Origin of the sequence: Pseudoduganella sp. S-14 (assembly GCF_049913285.1) — a bacterium.
Classification (GTDB): Bacteria; Pseudomonadota; Gammaproteobacteria; order Burkholderiales; family Burkholderiaceae_D; genus Rugamonas.
The window spans coordinates 6,416,224-6,430,702 of the sequence record NZ_CP183991.1 but is presented as its reverse complement, the minus strand read 5'-3'; the positions used below and the strand labels follow the sequence as shown (position 1 = coordinate 6,430,702).

17 protein-coding genes are annotated in these 14,479 nt (G+C 61.2%); 6 read left to right on the top strand and 11 right to left on the bottom strand.

What is annotated here, in order from left to right:
- Positions 1-395 precede the first annotated feature (395 nt).
- The 5 genes from rpmH to mnmE all read left to right on the top strand — a co-directional run bounded on the left by rpmH (position 396) and on the right by mnmE (position 4,414).
- Entirely contained in the window at positions 396-533 is a 138-nt protein-coding gene (gene rpmH / locus ACN9MZ_RS29575; protein WP_078035393.1) for a 50S ribosomal protein L34, read from the top strand.
- Positions 534-554: 21 nt separating this feature from the next.
- Positions 555-962, top strand: coding sequence for a ribonuclease P protein component (gene rnpA, locus ACN9MZ_RS29570; RefSeq protein ID WP_426342978.1), 408 nt, complete (start codon positions 555-557; stop codon positions 960-962).
- Positions 959-1,192 (top strand): membrane protein insertion efficiency factor YidD, encoded by a 234-nt coding sequence (gene yidD, locus ACN9MZ_RS29565; protein WP_426340315.1) that lies wholly within the window; start codon positions 959-961, stop codon positions 1,190-1,192. The genes rnpA and yidD overlap by 4 nt, the downstream gene beginning before the upstream one ends.
- An 8-nt stretch (positions 1,193-1,200) precedes the next feature.
- Positions 1,201-2,937 carry a membrane protein insertase YidC gene (yidC, locus tag ACN9MZ_RS29560; protein ID WP_426340314.1) on the top strand — a complete coding sequence of 579 codons (1,737 nt, stop codon included), beginning with the start codon at positions 1,201-1,203 and terminating at the stop codon, positions 2,935-2,937.
- A gap of 97 nt (positions 2,938-3,034) precedes the next feature.
- A complete protein-coding gene (gene mnmE / locus ACN9MZ_RS29555; RefSeq protein WP_426340313.1) occupies positions 3,035-4,414 on the top strand; it encodes a tRNA uridine-5-carboxymethylaminomethyl(34) synthesis GTPase MnmE in 1,380 nt (459 codons plus the stop codon).
- 10 nt (positions 4,415-4,424) lie between these two features.
- On the opposite strand, the gene ACN9MZ_RS29550 is transcribed toward mnmE, so the two are convergent.
- The 4 genes from ACN9MZ_RS29550 to ACN9MZ_RS29535 all read right to left on the bottom strand — a co-directional run bounded on the left by ACN9MZ_RS29550 (position 4,425) and on the right by ACN9MZ_RS29535 (position 7,647).
- Complete coding sequence (locus ACN9MZ_RS29550) at positions 4,425-4,799, bottom strand: VOC family protein (RefSeq protein ID WP_426340312.1); 375 nt, start codon at positions 4,797-4,799, stop codon at positions 4,425-4,427.
- Positions 4,800-4,830: 31 nt separating this feature from the next.
- A complete protein-coding gene (locus ACN9MZ_RS29545) occupies positions 4,831-5,553 on the bottom strand; it encodes a helix-turn-helix transcriptional regulator (protein WP_426340311.1) in 723 nt (240 codons plus the stop codon).
- Positions 5,554-6,009: 456 nt separating this feature from the next.
- Complete coding sequence (locus ACN9MZ_RS29540; RefSeq protein ID WP_426340310.1) at positions 6,010-6,609, bottom strand: Hpt domain-containing protein; 600 nt, start codon at positions 6,607-6,609, stop codon at positions 6,010-6,012.
- A gap of 48 nt (positions 6,610-6,657) precedes the next feature.
- The gene (locus ACN9MZ_RS29535) at positions 6,658-7,647 is read right to left on the bottom strand and encodes a CAP domain-containing protein (RefSeq protein ID WP_426340309.1); all 990 of its coding nucleotides are present in this window, start codon (positions 7,645-7,647) and stop codon (positions 6,658-6,660) included.
- Positions 7,648-7,746: 99 nt separating this feature from the next.
- Here ACN9MZ_RS29535 and pssA point away from each other — a divergent pair, with 99 nt between their 5' ends.
- A complete protein-coding gene (gene pssA, locus ACN9MZ_RS29530) occupies positions 7,747-8,544 on the top strand; it encodes a CDP-diacylglycerol--serine O-phosphatidyltransferase (RefSeq protein WP_426342977.1) in 798 nt (265 codons plus the stop codon).
- Positions 8,545-8,620: 76 nt separating this feature from the next.
- Here pssA and ACN9MZ_RS29525 read toward each other — a convergent pair whose 3' ends face one another.
- From ACN9MZ_RS29525 to ACN9MZ_RS29495, 7 genes are read right to left on the bottom strand one after another with little or no spacing between them, the layout of a single operon-like run.
- Positions 8,621-9,496 (bottom strand): aldo/keto reductase, encoded by an 876-nt coding sequence (locus ACN9MZ_RS29525; protein ID WP_426340308.1) that lies wholly within the window; start codon positions 9,494-9,496, stop codon positions 8,621-8,623.
- Entirely contained in the window at positions 9,496-10,641 is a 1,146-nt protein-coding gene (locus tag ACN9MZ_RS29520) for a D-alanyl-D-alanine carboxypeptidase family protein (RefSeq protein WP_426340307.1), read from the bottom strand. The genes ACN9MZ_RS29525 and ACN9MZ_RS29520 overlap by 1 nt, the downstream gene beginning before the upstream one ends.
- A 37-nt stretch (positions 10,642-10,678) precedes the next feature.
- Positions 10,679-11,311, bottom strand: coding sequence for an alpha/beta hydrolase (locus ACN9MZ_RS29515; protein ID WP_426342976.1), 633 nt, complete (start codon positions 11,309-11,311; stop codon positions 10,679-10,681).
- Positions 11,311-11,631, bottom strand: a complete 321-nt coding sequence (locus ACN9MZ_RS29510; protein WP_055932001.1) for a (2Fe-2S) ferredoxin domain-containing protein — start codon at positions 11,629-11,631, stop codon at positions 11,311-11,313. The genes ACN9MZ_RS29515 and ACN9MZ_RS29510 overlap by 1 nt, the downstream gene beginning before the upstream one ends.
- A gap of 25 nt (positions 11,632-11,656) precedes the next feature.
- Positions 11,657-12,847 (bottom strand): VanZ family protein, encoded by a 1,191-nt coding sequence (locus ACN9MZ_RS29505; protein WP_426340306.1) that lies wholly within the window; start codon positions 12,845-12,847, stop codon positions 11,657-11,659.
- Between the two features lie 3 nt (positions 12,848-12,850).
- Positions 12,851-13,516, bottom strand: coding sequence for an ABC-type transport auxiliary lipoprotein family protein (locus ACN9MZ_RS29500; protein WP_426340305.1), 666 nt, complete (start codon positions 13,514-13,516; stop codon positions 12,851-12,853).
- A 19-nt stretch (positions 13,517-13,535) separates the two neighbouring features.
- Positions 13,536-14,474, bottom strand: a complete 939-nt coding sequence (locus ACN9MZ_RS29495; protein WP_426340304.1) for an MlaD family protein — start codon at positions 14,472-14,474, stop codon at positions 13,536-13,538.
- Positions 14,475-14,479: the final 5 nt, after the last annotated feature.

Here is a 14,479-nt window from a genome sequence, read left to right as displayed (position 1 = left end):
GAATCTATCTATATGCAAAAAGTGTGGGAGGGCGTTCGTAATCGCCACACGTAACGCGCTATTCTAGCCGCTAAGTCGGAAGTTATCCACAGGTTAACCAGAAATTTTGCACAACCGTGCTGGGGTTGGGTTTTTTGCAACCAAACCGGTAACCCAGGGTCAGACCCAAGGGTCTGACCCGCCTGCGCGGCTGCCGCGGGCCGGTTTAAGTGGTTGACAGTAAACCGAAAAATCCTGATAATTCTGGGTTCCCCGCCCGTAGTCCGTAATTTTTCAGATACGATGCGCGGATTTAGCGGGCAGTGAGATTGGCGCAGTGCGCGAAATGTCATTGGCACCAACATTTTTAGGGACACCTTTCCCGTCCCGATTTTGTATTTTTAAGCGAGACCAACATGAAACGTACTTACCAACCTTCCGTTGTGCGTCGCAAGCGCACCCACGGCTTCCGCGCCCGTATGGCTACCCGTGGTGGCCGTCAAGTCCTGAACGCACGTCGTGCAAAAGGCCGCAAGCGTCTGGCTGTAGTTTAAGCACGCTTGTTAGCTGATCGCGTGGACAGCTGTCCTAACAGCTCGACAGGCGAAGGCAGACACGACTTCGCTCGCGCTCGGCGCATCATAAAAACGGATGAATTTTCATCCGTTTTTAGTTTGCGGCCAACGCAGAAGAGCGCGCACTTCGTGCTCTATACCCGCCAGAACCAGCTGCCGAATGCGCGGCTGGGCATTGTCGTTGCCAAACGCTTTGCGCCGCGCGCGGTTACCCGCAACACCATCAAGCGCGTCACGCGCGAACTGTTCCGCGTTACCGACCTTCCCTGCATTGATTGCGTGGTACGCCTGTCGCGCCCCGTCAATAGCAAGGACGGCCCGGCCACCACGACCAAGCTGAAGGCCGAACTGCGCCAGGAACTGACGCGCCTCTTTGCACAAGCCAATAAGGCCAGGCCGGCAAAATGAAAACGCTGCTGACCATCCTGCTGCGATTTTACCAATGGGTCATCCGTCCGCTGATGGGTGCACCGAGTTGCCGTTTTTACCCTAGCTGCTCCAACTATGCGCTCGAAGCTGTGCGCGAGCATGGTGCGGCTCATGGCAGTTACCTGGCCTTGCGCCGGGTTTGCCGCTGCCATCCCTGGAACGCGGGCGGGGTCGATCCCGTGCCGCCCAAGCACTTCAACCACTCCTGAAGAACCGAATGGATATCAATAAACGCTCAATCCTGTGGATCGTCTTCGCGGTCTCGCTGGTTATCCTGTGGAATAACTGGATGATCTCGACCGGCAAGCCGTCCATGTTTGCTCCGGCTCCTGCCAAGCCAGCCGCCGTGGCTTCGGCCTCCGCGACTGCCGCCGGCACGCCAGCTCCTGCTGCCGCCGCCGCTGCTGCAGTGAACGGCACCGCGGTTGCTGCCCCGATCAAGACCGAAGTGGTGACCATCACCACCGACGTGATGCGCGTCGATATCGACACCCTGGGCGGCACCATCAAGCGCCTGGAACTGCTGAAGCACAAGGGCAGCGCCGATCCGGGCTGGCTGGGCGGATGCTGGGGCCTGTTCGAGTTCTGCAAACCTAAGGGCGGCAACAACACCGAGGTGCTGTTCAGCGAGGACGGCAAACATGTCTACCTGGGCGAAACCGGCCTGGTTGGCGCGCCCGGCCTGCCTAACCACCAGACCGCCTTCGTGGCGCAGCCAGGCCCGCGCATGCTGAACGACGGCAACCAGGTGAAACTGGTGCTGGAAGCGGAGCAGGGCGGCGTCAAGCTGACCAAGACCTTCACCTTCAAGAAGGGCGACTACGTGGTAGACGTGCAGCACACCGTCACCAACACCAGCGCCGCCGCGATGGCGCCGCAGCTCTACCTGCAACTGAAACATGACGGCACTCCACCGGCAGGTTCCGGCTTCATGAACCCATCGTTCATCGCGCCGACCATGTACACCTCGGAGAGCCACTACAAGAAGTACGAGTTCAAGAAGATCGAGAAGGATGCCGAGGCGCAGAAGGAGAACCCAGGCAAGCCATTCACGCCTGACCACGTGACCAAGTCCAACGACGGCTGGGTCGCGATTGCTCAGCACTTCTTCGTGTCCGCCTTCATCCCGCAGGACAAGCTGCCGCGCGACATCTTCACCAAGAAAGAAGGCGACAACCTGTACTCGATCGGCGTGGTGCAGCCGCTGGGCAACCTGGCGCCTGGCGCCTCGGTGACCAACAATGCCCGCCTGTACTCCGGCCCGCAAGACACCGACACCCTGAAGCAAGTCACCGAAGGCCTGGACCTGGTCAAGGACTACGGCTGGCTGGCTATCGTGGCGCGCCCGATGTGGGCTGCAATGGCTGCCATCCACTCCGTGGTCGGCAACTGGGGCTGGACCATCATCGCGTTCACCGTGGCGATCAAGCTGCTGTTCTTCCCGCTGTCCGCCGCTTCCTTCCGCTCGATGGCGAAGATGAAGACCGTGACGCCGAAGATGACCGCCATCCGCGAGCGCTACAAAGGCGACCCGCAGAAGATGAACCAGGCCATGATGGAGCTGTACAAGACCGAGAAGATCAATCCTCTCGGCGGCTGCCTGCCTATCCTGGTGCAGATGCCGGTGTTTATCGCCTTGTACTGGGTGCTGAATGCGTCGGTTGAAATGCGCGGCGCTCCATGGGCGCTGTGGATTACCGACCTGACCCAGCATGACCCATGGGCGATCCTGCCGATCCTGTACGCGATTTCGATGTACATCACCACCCGCCTGAACCCGCAGCCTGCGGATCCGGTACAGGCCAAGATGATGATGTTCATGCCGATTGCCTTCTCGGTCATGTTCTTCTTCTTCCCGTCCGGCCTGGTGCTGTACTGGGTGGTGAACAACCTGCTGTCGATTGCGCAGCAGTGGGTGATCACTAAAAAACTTGAAATTGGCACTGCCAAGTAAATCCTGAAAAGCCCGCGCCAGACGCGGGCTTTTTTTAAACCCGGGAGATCTGGGTCTGACCCAGGTTTACAGGGTTTAAGAATAAAATCAGCAAACCATGAACTTAGACTCCTCCCCCATCGCAGCAATCGCCACCGCCCCCGGCCGCGGCGGCATTGGCGTCGTCCGCGCATCCGGCAAGAACCTGCAGGCGCTGGCAAAAGCCTTGTTCAACGGAACGGACCTCAAGCCCCGCCATGCCACCTACATCCCCTTCACGCAAGCCGACGGCACCGTGATCGACCAGGGCATCGCAATCTACTTCAAGGGCCCGCACTCCTATACCGGCGAAGACGTCATCGAACTGCAAGGCCACGGCGGCCCGATCGTCCTGCAGATGCTGCTGCAGCGTGTACTGGAAGCCGGCGCCGAACAAGGCGTGCGCCTTGCCGAACCCGGCGAATTCACCCGCCGCGCCTACCTGAACGACAAGCTGGACCTGGCCCAGGCCGAAGCCGTGGCCGACCTGATCGACGCCTCCACCGAAGCCGCCGCCAAATCCGCCAGCGCAAGCCTGAGCGGCGCCTTCTCGCAAACCATCCACGCCCTGGTGGAGCGCGTCACCCACCTGCGCATGCTGGTGGAAGCCACGCTCGACTTCCCGGAAGAAGAAATCGACTTCCTCGAAAAATCCGACGCGCGCGGCCAGCTGAAAGGCATCGTCGAAGCCCTCGACCAGGTCTTCAAGCAAGCCTCGCAAGGGGCGCTGCTGCGTGAAGGCCTGAACGTGGTGCTGGTCGGCCAGCCGAACGTAGGCAAGTCCTCACTCCTGAACGCACTGGCCGGCGCCGAAGTGGCCATCGTCACGCCGATCGCCGGCACCACGCGCGACAAGGTCAGCGAGACCATCCAGATCGAAGGCATCCCGCTCAACATCATCGATACCGCCGGCATCCGCGGCCACGATGAAACGGTGGATGTGGTGGAGCGCATCGGCATCGAGCGTACCTGGGGCGAAGTGGGAAAGGCAGACGTCATCCTGCACTTGCTGGACGCCGACCACGGCCCGACCCGGCATGACGAAACCATCGTCGCCAACTTCCCGCAAGGCGTGCCCGTGCTGCGCATCTGGAACAAGATCGACCTGTCCGGCCACAAGCCATCGGTCGACCAGATGGCCGATGCAACGCACATCTACCTGTCCGCCAACGAGAAGACCGGCATCGACCTGCTGCGTGCAGAACTGCTGCGCATCGCCGGCTGGCAGCAGACCGGCGAGTCGCTCTACCTCGCGCGCGAACGCCATCTGATCGCCTTGCGCAACGCGTCCCGGCACCTCGACTATGCCGGCCAGCACGCCGCGCAAACCGACCAGTCGCTGGACCTGTTCGCGGAAGAACTGCGCCTCGCGCAAGTGCAGCTTTCCACCATCACCGGCGAGTTTTCCTCGGACGACCTGCTGGGCGTGATCTTCTCCCGCTTCTGCATCGGCAAATGAAGCACCGTGGCTAATTCGCGGGACGGGAGAAGATGTTGACGAGATTGCCGTCAGGGTCGCGTAGCAGCAAGGAGCGGTTCCCCCACGGCATTGTCGTTGTCGGCATGACGATATTCACGTCATTGCCGGCAACCCGCTCGAACACTGCATCCACGTCGCTGACTTCAAACTCCAGGATCGCTGATTGATTGGCTGCTGCTTTTGCCGCCCCCACATTGAACAGGGCGATCAGCCGTTCTGAAGAAAGTGCCAGCACGGCCCCGTTGAAGTGGATTTCTGCAAAACCCTCTGCAGGACGGTTTGCCGTGATACCGGAAAGGTGCTGGTAAAACGCGATCATGCTTTCGAGATCCTGCGTCACCACGCGTACCGATGCGAATTTCATTCTGAGCTCCTGGTTTGAAAGAGGGCTCAGTTTAAGTTCCTATCCTGCCAGATTCTGGCAGTATTGATTCGGCGGCTTCACGATGGGCCTTGCGCCATTCGCGCAGCAGGGCGGCGCGTCGCTTCGGATAGCGTTCATGCGTCTCCCCTGTCGCCAGAATCCGGTCTGCACGGAAGTTGCGGAAGCCGTTTCTCAGCTCGCACCAGCACATCAGCACCCTGGCCTGGTCAAAATAAACCAAGGCAAAAGGCCACACCACGCGTTGCGTCTCGATGCCGCTGCCATCGACGTAAGTGATCAGCAGCTTCCGCTCGGAACGCACGGCATTGCGCAGCATGTCGGGAGACGGCGGGTTGCCCGGCCTGCGCAATGGGGCGCCAACCAGCAGCGCCGACTCATCCAACTCGCGTCGCAACTCTGCAGGCAACACGGCTGAAACCTTGGCCACTACATTCATGGCTCCCTCGGCCAGCGTCGGGTCGCAACGATCCGCGACCCAGCGCATGCCCAGCACCAAGGCATCCAGTTCTTCCGAGCCAAACATCAAGGGCGGCAGCATGAAGCCGGGCTTCATGACGTAGCCGATACGCGGCTCGCCTTCGATCATGGCCCCTTGGGCCTGCAGGCTGGCGATATCGCGATACAAGGTGCGGATGCTGACGCCAAGTTCATTGGCCAGGACCTGGCCGCTGACCGGGCGACGGTAGCGCCGCAGGACTTGCAAGAGATTGAGCAGGCGTTCGGAACGTGACATGGGTTTGGCAGTTGCAGTGAAATCGGGATGCAAAGATAAGGCATCTTCGCGGCTTCCGCATCATAGTGATGTCACGGAACTAAGTCCTATCGCGCCGGCGCATCCCATTGGAATATTTATGTTTCTTTTGGTGCGCTGACGCACGTTGCGTCCCCTATGCCACTGATTTAATCCTGCTATTATTTTGTTGAGGCAGGTCATGCTCCTGTCCGCGCAAAGCAGTAACCTTGGTTCCAGGGCTTGTCAGTAAAGGGGAATATCGTGGAGACGCAACAGGAAATCCCACCCGCACAAAGTGTCGCAACGGCCGAGCGTCCAAGCGGCGTGCGTCAATCGCTGCCTCCCAAAGGCTCCTGCTGGTACTGCGAAAAACCCTTGGATGCAGTGCGCCGGTTCTGCGGCAAGGAGTGCGCGGATTCCTTCGATGAAGAGGCGCACTTCTCCGGTTGATAGCGGCTAGAGTTCCATCTCCAGCACGTCCAGCGCAGTCTCGAAATCGAATGCATGCGTAGCCGCCGCAATCATCTGGAAGGTTGGCACGCCCAGCGCAGTTGCAAGAATCGTCGCCGATTTCTCTACCAGGTCGATGGCCGCGCCATCACCTTCACGCAACAGTCCCACCAGTTCTTCGATCAGTGCACGCAATTGCGCTGGATCGACTGCGGGCGTTTCGCTCGCTGCGGCTTTGTCGCCATGCTCGCGTAAGAGATCGTCAATGCTGCCGCAAGTCTCGCGCAGCAGCACCGCGAGTTGCGCTACCAGGGCGGCAGGGTCGGCGCCGTCGGCAATCGCGTTTTCCACCAGCACCGCCTGGTCGTGCACCAGCTGTGCGCCAATCAGTCCGGCGGAACCTTTCAGGGAGTGCGCTGCCAGCTGCGCCTTGGCGTCCAGCTGCTGCGCAAGCAGCGACTGGATACGTTCACACGAATCGCGATAGTCCTGCAGGAAGCGGCGCAGGATCTGAAGATACAGCGCACGTTCGCCCATCAGGCGGTCCAGCCCCTCCTCGATGTCGAGGCGCTGGCGTATTGGTGCGCTGGAAAGAAGCTTGTTCATCAGGACAGAATTTAGCACTCTGTCCCGATGTGGGCTAGGGGCGGGACTCTATTTTGTCGTAAATGACCAATTTTTCGACACGTCGACGCCGTCGACCGTGCCAACGAAGTTGACGTCATACGTCGTGTTGGACAGCAGCGTTGTCAGCGGAACAATGGCTGCGGACTGTTTCCGCGTGTGTTCCGAGTCCGTCGCGTTCGTCAACAGGCGCGTGGCGAGCGGCGAACCTCCGCGCGGGCGGATCGTGAAGTTTGCCGCGGTCACCTTGATGCCATCGGTGGTAGTGATATCCGAGTGAATGCTGACCGGATAGCCGACACGGTTCAGGTTCGGCACCGGGTCCGGCGATTCGGTATCACTGTCGAACGAGGTCGGGACAGAAACCTGGCCATTCTTCGGATAAGTTACAGTGTTGCCTTTACCCAGCCCGGCGCCAAAGCCGTTGTGGGTCGCCATGTCGGATGTGAAATAGGTGTAGCCGCTGCCCGAGGTCGAGGCGCCAGTACCCATCTCGCGGAACTGGGGTTCGAAGATCACGAAGCGGTGATAGATCGCAGCGATCAACTCCTCCGCGTGGTAGAAGCCAGAGCGGTCGCTGGCAGCGGAAATCACTTCACCATAGGCATAGTTGTTGTCCCCCAGGATGTAGCCGGCGTTGGCCAGACGGTCCGGCAACGTGGCGCCAGTAAAGCCAGGGTTGCCGGATACCTCGTCGTGCGACACGATGTTATTCAGGCGCAGGTAGTTCGAGTGCGCCAGGGCAGCCTTGTTCAGGAATTCATTACATGACAACATAGCCAGGCCAATGTCGGCGCGGCGGTAATTGAACCAGTTGAAGCCGTCGATGGCCGTATCGCCCGTGGCGCCGGGCAGTCCGGTCGGCGATACAACGCACGATGTGGTTGGCGGATTGGTAACCGGCGGGTTCAGCACCGGCGGCGCGGAACTGTCGCCGCCGCCGCCCCCGCCGCAAGCGGTAAGCAAGGTTGCGACCAGCAGGGCTGGCAACTTCTGATGCCACTTATTGAGCGTGTTCATGATGAACTCCTTTATGGCGCGATTCTATGCCAATTTCAGGCAATATGTGTTTCTTTTGTAAATCCCCGAGCAAGGTAAAATAGCCTTTCTTTTTTGATCATCATTGCCTTTAATTTGAACACTCAACGACATCAGCGACTTCAACGCGCCAAATTTGCCTTACCAAGCACGGTAACGCTGCTCTCGATCGCCTGCGGCTTTGCCAGTATTGTGATCTCCGTCGACAACGCCCACCTTGGGTTGGCGCAGGACTATCGCCTGGCGGCGGCTTTGCTGGTGCTGGCGGGAATCTTCGACGCGCTGGATGGCTTCGTGGCGCGCGCCACCGGTACCGGTTCCGACTTCGGCGTGCAGCTCGATTCGATTGCCGACGTGATGAACTTCGGCTGCGCGCCCGCGGTGCTGCTGTATTGCTATGGCTTCGTGCAGATGGGACCGGCGGATCCGACCCTGCTGCGGATGGGCGGAATTGCGTCGTTCTTCTTCGTCGCTTGCGGTGCGCTGCGGCTGGCGCGCTTTAATGTGAACGTGGGACGGACCGATCCGAAGTACTTCGTGGGCATGCCGATTACCGCGGGCGCGGCTTGCGTGGCCTCGGTGGTGGTGGCGTGGCCGGAGTTTCCGGATTCCAGCCTCGAGGGGTATTTCGTCGTGGCGCTGCTGTTTGTGGTGGGCAGCCTGATGGTGTCGACTATTCGCTTCCCAAGCTCGAAGCAGAAGAAGAGTACTGCGGCACTGGTGCTGCTGGCGGTGAATGTGGGGCTGCTGGTCTGGCTGCGGGCGTATTACTTTGTGCTGTTCTTTGTGGTGTACATTGCGTTCACCGTGGGGCTGAACCTGGCCTGGCGTGGCGGGTGGAAGGGGATTGCGCCGCCGCAGGTTTATGCGGATGACTGACCAAAACCGGTAATTCGGTGTCAGACCTACAGGGTCTGACACCTGTCCAGCGGCCGCTGCGTATCGGTGCCGGTTTTCAGGCCACTTCATGTCCCCGCGCCGCGCGCAGGATCTCAAACCACTGCGGCCTGCTCAGCGAAAACTGCGTTGCCTCCACCGCCACCTCGATCGACTCGATGCGGCCGGAGCCGGTCAAGGGCACCGGCCTGCAAGGCAACTGCATAATCCACGCAAACACCACGCTCGCAAACGGACGATTCAATTCATCCGCTACTTCCTTGATCTTCAGGCGCAGCCGTTCCCCCTGCTCGTCGCCGGCAGTGAACAAACGCCCGCCGCCCAAAGGCGACCAGATCATCGGCTGCACGCCCAGGTCCTGCAGCCCATCGAAAGTCTCATCAAACATCGGTTCCAGGTGCAGCGGAGAAAACTCCACCTGGTTGGTCACCAGCGGCAAACGCCTGTTCAGCGTCTCGAACTGGTGCCGCGAAAAGTTCGACACCCCGAACTCCCGCACCTTCCCCTCAGACCGCAAGCGCTGGAACGTATTTGCCACCTCATCGAAGTCCATCAAAGGGTCCGGACGATGAATCAGCAGCAAATCCAGGTAATCCGTGCGCAGCTCCTTCAGCGAATTCTCCACCGACGCCACGATATGGGCTGAGCTGGTGTCGTAATGCTGGATGGTATGCGTCGGCCGGCGGCCGGAAACCAGCTTGATGCCGCACTTGCTGACGATCTGTAGCTGCTCGCGCAGCGCAGGCTTCAACGCCAGCGCCTCGCCGAACAGGCCCTCCACGCCATAGCCGCCGTAAATGTCGGCATGGTCGAAGGAAGTCACGCCCAGCGCAATGCACTGCTCGATGAAGGCCAGCCGCTGCTGCGGCGTCATGTCCCATTCGGTCATGCGCCACATGCCTGCGACGATGCGGGAAAGACCCAGTTTCGCCATTACTTCATCCACAGGCGCACGGAATCCCATGCGCGGCCGAAGATCGAAGCCTGGTCAACCGTTTCCAGCGCCACGACCGGCAGTTCCAGCAGTGGTTTGCCGTCCACCATCATCTTCAGCGTGCCGACGCGGGTGTTGGCGGCGATTGGGGCTACCAGCGGGTCCTTGCGCTCCAGCACAGGCTTCATCTTGGCTGCCACGCCTTTCGGCACGGTTACCAGCACGTCGTTGGTGAAGCCGATCTTCATGGTCGCCTGCGAGCCCTTCCAGATTTCAGGCGTATACACGGCTTGGCCCTTGGAATACAGCTTGACGGTGTCGAAATTTTGGAAGCCCCAGTTCAGCAGTTTTTGGCTTTCCGCGGTACGGGTGCCGTCGGAATTGGTGCCCATCACCACCGAGATCAGGCGGCGCTCCAGGTTGCCGGCCGGGCGCTTGGCCGAAGCGACCATGCAGTAGCCGGCGGACTCGGTATGACCGGTCTTCATGCCGTCCACGGTCGGGTCGAGCCACAGCAGGCGGTTGCGGTTTTGCTGGGTGATCTTGTTGTAGGTGAAGCTCTTCACCGAATCGATCTTGTAGAACTCAGGGTAATCCTGGATCACATGGCGCGCCAGGACGGACAGGTCGCGCGCCGTGGTGTAGTTCTCCGGCGAAGGCAGGCCGTGCGCGTTGGCGAAGTGGGAGTTGGTCATGCCCATGCGCTGCGCTTCACGGTTCATCAGGGTGACGAAGGTCGATTCGTCGCCGGCCACGGCTTCCGCCAGTGCCACGGCGGCGTCATTGCCGGATTGGACCATCAGGCCATACAGCAGGTCGTTGATGGAGACCGGGGTAGCCGGGTCGATGAACATCTTCGACGAGCTGGAGTCCACTTTCCATGCCTTGACCGAGACGTTCACCTTCTGGTCCAGGGTCAGTTTCTTGTCCTTGATGGCCTGGAAGGTCAGGTAGGCGGTCATGATCTTGGTCAGGGAAGCCGGTTCCACGCGCGAATCCGGGTCCTGGGCGGCGATCACCTGGCCGCTGGAGGAATCCAGCAGCAGCCAGGATTTGGCGGCGATGGTCGGCGGCGGCAGCGTCTGCGCCACCGCGGAAGTCATGAGCAGCACACTGGTTGCCAGTGCAGCGATGATCTTTTTCATTGGTGCTTGTTCTTACTATGAGGGGTTGCGGGGGAAATTATTGTGCTTTCGATCCCCACAAGGCGATCACCCAATTCTTGATGTGACCGAGCTTGCGGTGGAAGAAATGGTCGGCGCCGGGAATCACGACCACAGGAATGTCCTGCGGGCGTGCGTAATCCAGCACGTCGATCAACGGGATGGTTTCATCGTTCTCGCCGTGGATCAGGATGGTGTCTGCCGGTACGTCGGCGATCTGCCACTTGGCAGCGGCGGTACCGACCAGCACCAGGCGTTCCGCCGGGGTGCCGGCAGCGGCCAGACGCTGCGCCAGGTGCGATTGCACGAAGGTGCCGAACGAGAAGCCCGACAGCGACACCGGCAGGCCCGGGTAGCGCTGCACCATGTGCTGGTACAGGATCATCATGTCGTCGGTTTCGCCATGGCCGTGGTCATGCACGCCTTCGGAGGCGCCCACGCCGCGGAAATTGATGCGCGCGGCCACATAGCCCAGCGTGACGAAGGTGCGTGCCAGGGTCTGCGCCACCTTGTTTTCCATGGTGCCGCCGTACAGCGGATGCGGGTGGGCCACCAGGGCGATGCCTTTCGGCGTACCGGCCGGCAGGTCGATCAGGCCTTCCATCAGGCCGGCGCCGCCCTGCAGCGTAAACTTCTCGGAAAACTTGTTCATCATTTGATTTTCAGGCGCTCTACTTCTTTGCCGTTGACCAGGTGGCTGTCGACGATTTCGTCGATATCGGCGGTGTCAACGTAGGTGTACCAGGTGCCTTCGGGGTAGACCACGGCCACCGGGCCGTGTTCGCAGCGGTCCAGGCAACCGGCGGAATTGATGCGCACCTTGCCTTCGCCGTTCAGGTTCAGTTCCTTGCAGCGTTTCTTGGCGTGCTTCTGGGCGGCTTCGGCGCCGCGCGGGCCGCAACTTTCGCGGCCGTCATCACGATGGTTCGTACAGAAGAACACGTGATGCTTGTAGTATTGGTTGTCGCTCATCTGAAGCCTTTCTTAATGCAGGCGCTTATTTTACCGGGGTTTCCCGGGTTTCCTTGTTCAGCTTGTGCGATGGCAGGCAAAGGTACCAGAGGGCTGCCAATGGCCACGCCAGCGACAGGAACTGGGCCGCGCCGTAGAAGTTGAGGAATTTCGCCCGCACCCAGGTCTGCAGCGTCTCGCTGAAGTAGGGATTGGTCGGGGTCGTGTTGACGATCAAAAGGCTGAGCAGCAGCGTCGCCACTGCCAGCCGCCGTTGCGCCACGTGGGGCGCGAAAATCAGGCCGCCCAGCATGATCACGCCGATCAGGAAGCCGCCCTGCGCGCCCGGCGTGACCCATACGAAGGCCGAGTCGGGGCCGAGCTGCAGCGCGGTCGAGAGTGATTTCACCAGCACGGCGGCGACCACCAGCAGGGCGACCAGCGGCGCGCGCGGGGCCGGCTTGCGCAGGATGCACAGCAGGGTCAGGGCGGCGCCCACCATGCCACAGGCGGTGACGATGGTCTCGGACAGCCAGTACTGCTCTACCGTCAGCGTTACATCCGGCCGCACCATGGCGGCCAGGTCGATCTCCATGTCCAGCAATTCGCTGAGCCACTCGGACAGGATCGGCAGCAGCTGGCCAAGGCCGAACAGGAAGCCTTGCGGGTAGATCTGCGTCAGCGGCCATAGCGCCACCAGCACCAGGCCCTGGCTGGCGTGCTGGGCGAACCAGCGCTGGCGCAGCTTGTAGGCATTGCTGGTGTCCATCAGCTTGTGCGCGGTCAGCGCGCCGATGAAGGCGCCGATGATCGAACCTGCGCTGTTGGTGTAGAAGTCCAGGTTGGAGGAAACGCGGGTCGGCAGGTAGGTCTGCACCGCCTCCATCGCGCCGGAGACCAGCATGCCGGCAACGCTGGCCAGCAGGAAGACCCAGAAGCCGGTGACCCTGGGACGCATCGCATACACCAGCAGCATGCCGAAAGGGATGTAGCCGATCACGTTGATGCCGGCATCAAAACCCGTCCAGTAGCGCGGCAGCGACGTCCATTCGAGGAAGATCAGCGGCGACAGCCCCTGGTTCTGCCAGCCGGAGAAGGGGAACCAGCTCGCATACACGATCAGCACCGTATAAGCGAGCAGGGTGGCGCGTGCCACCGGTGAGCCGGTACGGACCGGCGGCTTGGCGGCCGGGGCAGGCGTCGGCGCGGGGGCTGGGGCGGGCGCTTCTTCGCTCATGGTTTACTTGGGCATGCTTGCCAGCCAGGCCAGGATGTCGGCGGCGATGCCGTCGGTGCTTTCGGCCAGGGCGCTGGCGCCGCCTGCCGCGTCGGCGCTCGGTGCCTGCGCAGTGCGGCTGAAGGTGCGCTGGTCGACCAGCTTGTGGTTGCGGAAAACGGAGGCGCGCAGGGTGATGCTGGCGCTGCTCCGGGTGGCGCTGTCGAAGTTTTGCGAGAACTCGTCTGCCTCGAGGCGCAGCAGGGGCAGGCCGCCAGCCGCATCGGTGGTCGACACCACCTTGACGCCGGATTGCGCGATGCGGGCTTTCAGGCGCTGCGACATCAGCTGCAGCGGCGTCACCGACCAGTTGTTGTAGGCATAAGGACGCGACTGGCGAGCGTCGGCATACATCAGGCGGTAGAACATGCGCTGCGTGTCCAGCGAAGCCGGCCCGCTCACGTCCGATACGACCAGGGCCGGAATTCCAGCTGCCTGGCCGGCGGCGCCATTGCTGCCATTGATGCCGTCGGTGCCGCTGCTGCCTGCGGTGGCGGGCGCCAGGCTGGCTGCCGGCAACGGCGCGCCCATCGGCCCGAAGTCGTAGGAGGTCGGCTGCGGCCCCTTGCTGGCGCAGGCGGCCAGCGCGGCGGCTGCTGCAACGGCGATCAGGAGTTTGTTTTTCTTCATTGCTGGTCCTTATTTGCCTTTATTTTCCCGTCGGGTCAAAGCCAGGTTCACCCGGTCCCGGCGGCGTGCCGGGCGCGCCAAACAGGATACTCGAAGGGCGATCGCTAATATTATTCATGGTGCGGCGAATGGCGCGCATGGAAGACTTGGTTTCGTCGGCCAGCCCGGTCACGCCCGGCAGGGTCTCCAGTTCAACCCCGCTGGCTACCGCCTCGACCGAAGTCGTCGCGCGATCGACGGAAGCGGTAATGCGCTGCACGGCGCCGTCCGGCCCCTGCAGCGTGCGCGCCACCTTGCTTGCCTCGTTGGCCAGCGTATCCACCGATTGCAAGGCGCGATCGCCGTGTTCCACCAGCGCAGGGATCTTCTGCACCGCCGGATCGAGCTTCGCCGCCAGGTCCTTGTAAGAGTTGGCTGCCTCGCTTACGTCGCTGAAGGCGCCCAGCATCTTCTTCTGGTTATCGGGGCTGAGCAGGGTATCCAGCTTTTTGCTTACTTCTTCCGCCTTTTCCAGGATTGCCGTGCCGCGCTTTTCAAGCTGGTCGAACAGGCCCGGTTGCAGCGGGATGCGGCTCGGGTTTTGCTTGCTGGTTTCCAGCGCGGGCGATCCGACAGATTCGTCATCGAGCTGGATATAGGCGATGCCGGTCACGCCCTGGTAGCCCAGCGTCGCATACGTGGTCTTGGTAATCGGCGTCGCGGGGTCGATGCTCAAGTGGATCAGGATCTGGCCAGCCAGCTTGGGGTCGAAATCGATGTCGTCCACCTTGCCGATTTCCAGCCCGCGATAACGCACCGAAGCTTGAGGATTCAGCCCAGGCACCGACTGCGTGGTCGCAATCAGGTAAGGGTCGTACTTCACCCGGTCGCGATTGAACCAGATGCCGAACAGGATCGCCGCGATCAGCAGCGAGATCGTGAAGATGCCTGTCATCAAAGCGTGCGATCTGTTTTCCATGCCTT

Excerpts from the sequence above, each read along its gene's own strand:
- ACN9MZ_RS29550 (WP_426340312.1), bottom strand. The coding sequence starts at position 4,799 with ATGAAATTCGCATCGGTACGCGTGGTGACGCAGGATCTCGAAAGCATG.
- ACN9MZ_RS29545 (WP_426340311.1), bottom strand. The coding sequence starts at position 5,553 with ATGTCACGTTCCGAACGCCTGCTCAATCTCTTGCAAGTCCTGCGGCGC.
- ACN9MZ_RS29520 (WP_426340307.1), bottom strand. The coding sequence starts at position 10,641 with ATGAAAAAGATCATCGCTGCACTGGCAACCAGTGTGCTGCTCATGACT.
- ACN9MZ_RS29495 (WP_426340304.1), bottom strand. The coding sequence starts at position 14,474 with ATGGAAAACAGATCGCACGCTTTGATGACAGGCATCTTCACGATCTCG.
- ACN9MZ_RS29535 (WP_426340309.1), bottom strand. The coding sequence starts at position 7,647 with ATGAACACGCTCAATAAGTGGCATCAGAAGTTGCCAGCCCTGCTGGTC.
- mnmE (WP_426340313.1), top strand. The coding sequence starts at position 3,035 with ATGAACTTAGACTCCTCCCCCATCGCAGCAATCGCCACCGCCCCCGGC.
- yidC (WP_426340314.1), top strand. The coding sequence starts at position 1,201 with ATGGATATCAATAAACGCTCAATCCTGTGGATCGTCTTCGCGGTCTCG.
- yidD (WP_426340315.1), top strand. The coding sequence starts at position 959 with ATGAAAACGCTGCTGACCATCCTGCTGCGATTTTACCAATGGGTCATC.
- ACN9MZ_RS29505 (WP_426340306.1), bottom strand. The coding sequence starts at position 12,847 with ATGAGCGAAGAAGCGCCCGCCCCAGCCCCCGCGCCGACGCCTGCCCCG.
- ACN9MZ_RS29500 (WP_426340305.1), bottom strand. The coding sequence starts at position 13,516 with ATGAAGAAAAACAAACTCCTGATCGCCGTTGCAGCAGCCGCCGCGCTG.
- ACN9MZ_RS29510 (WP_055932001.1), bottom strand. The coding sequence starts at position 11,631 with ATGAGCGACAACCAATACTACAAGCATCACGTGTTCTTCTGTACGAAC.
- ACN9MZ_RS29525 (WP_426340308.1), bottom strand. The coding sequence starts at position 9,496 with ATGGCGAAACTGGGTCTTTCCCGCATCGTCGCAGGCATGTGGCGCATG.
- ACN9MZ_RS29540 (WP_426340310.1), bottom strand. The coding sequence starts at position 6,609 with ATGAACAAGCTTCTTTCCAGCGCACCAATACGCCAGCGCCTCGACATC.
- rpmH (WP_078035393.1), top strand. The coding sequence starts at position 396 with ATGAAACGTACTTACCAACCTTCCGTTGTGCGTCGCAAGCGCACCCAC.
- ACN9MZ_RS29515 (WP_426342976.1), bottom strand. The coding sequence starts at position 11,311 with ATGAACAAGTTTTCCGAGAAGTTTACGCTGCAGGGCGGCGCCGGCCTG.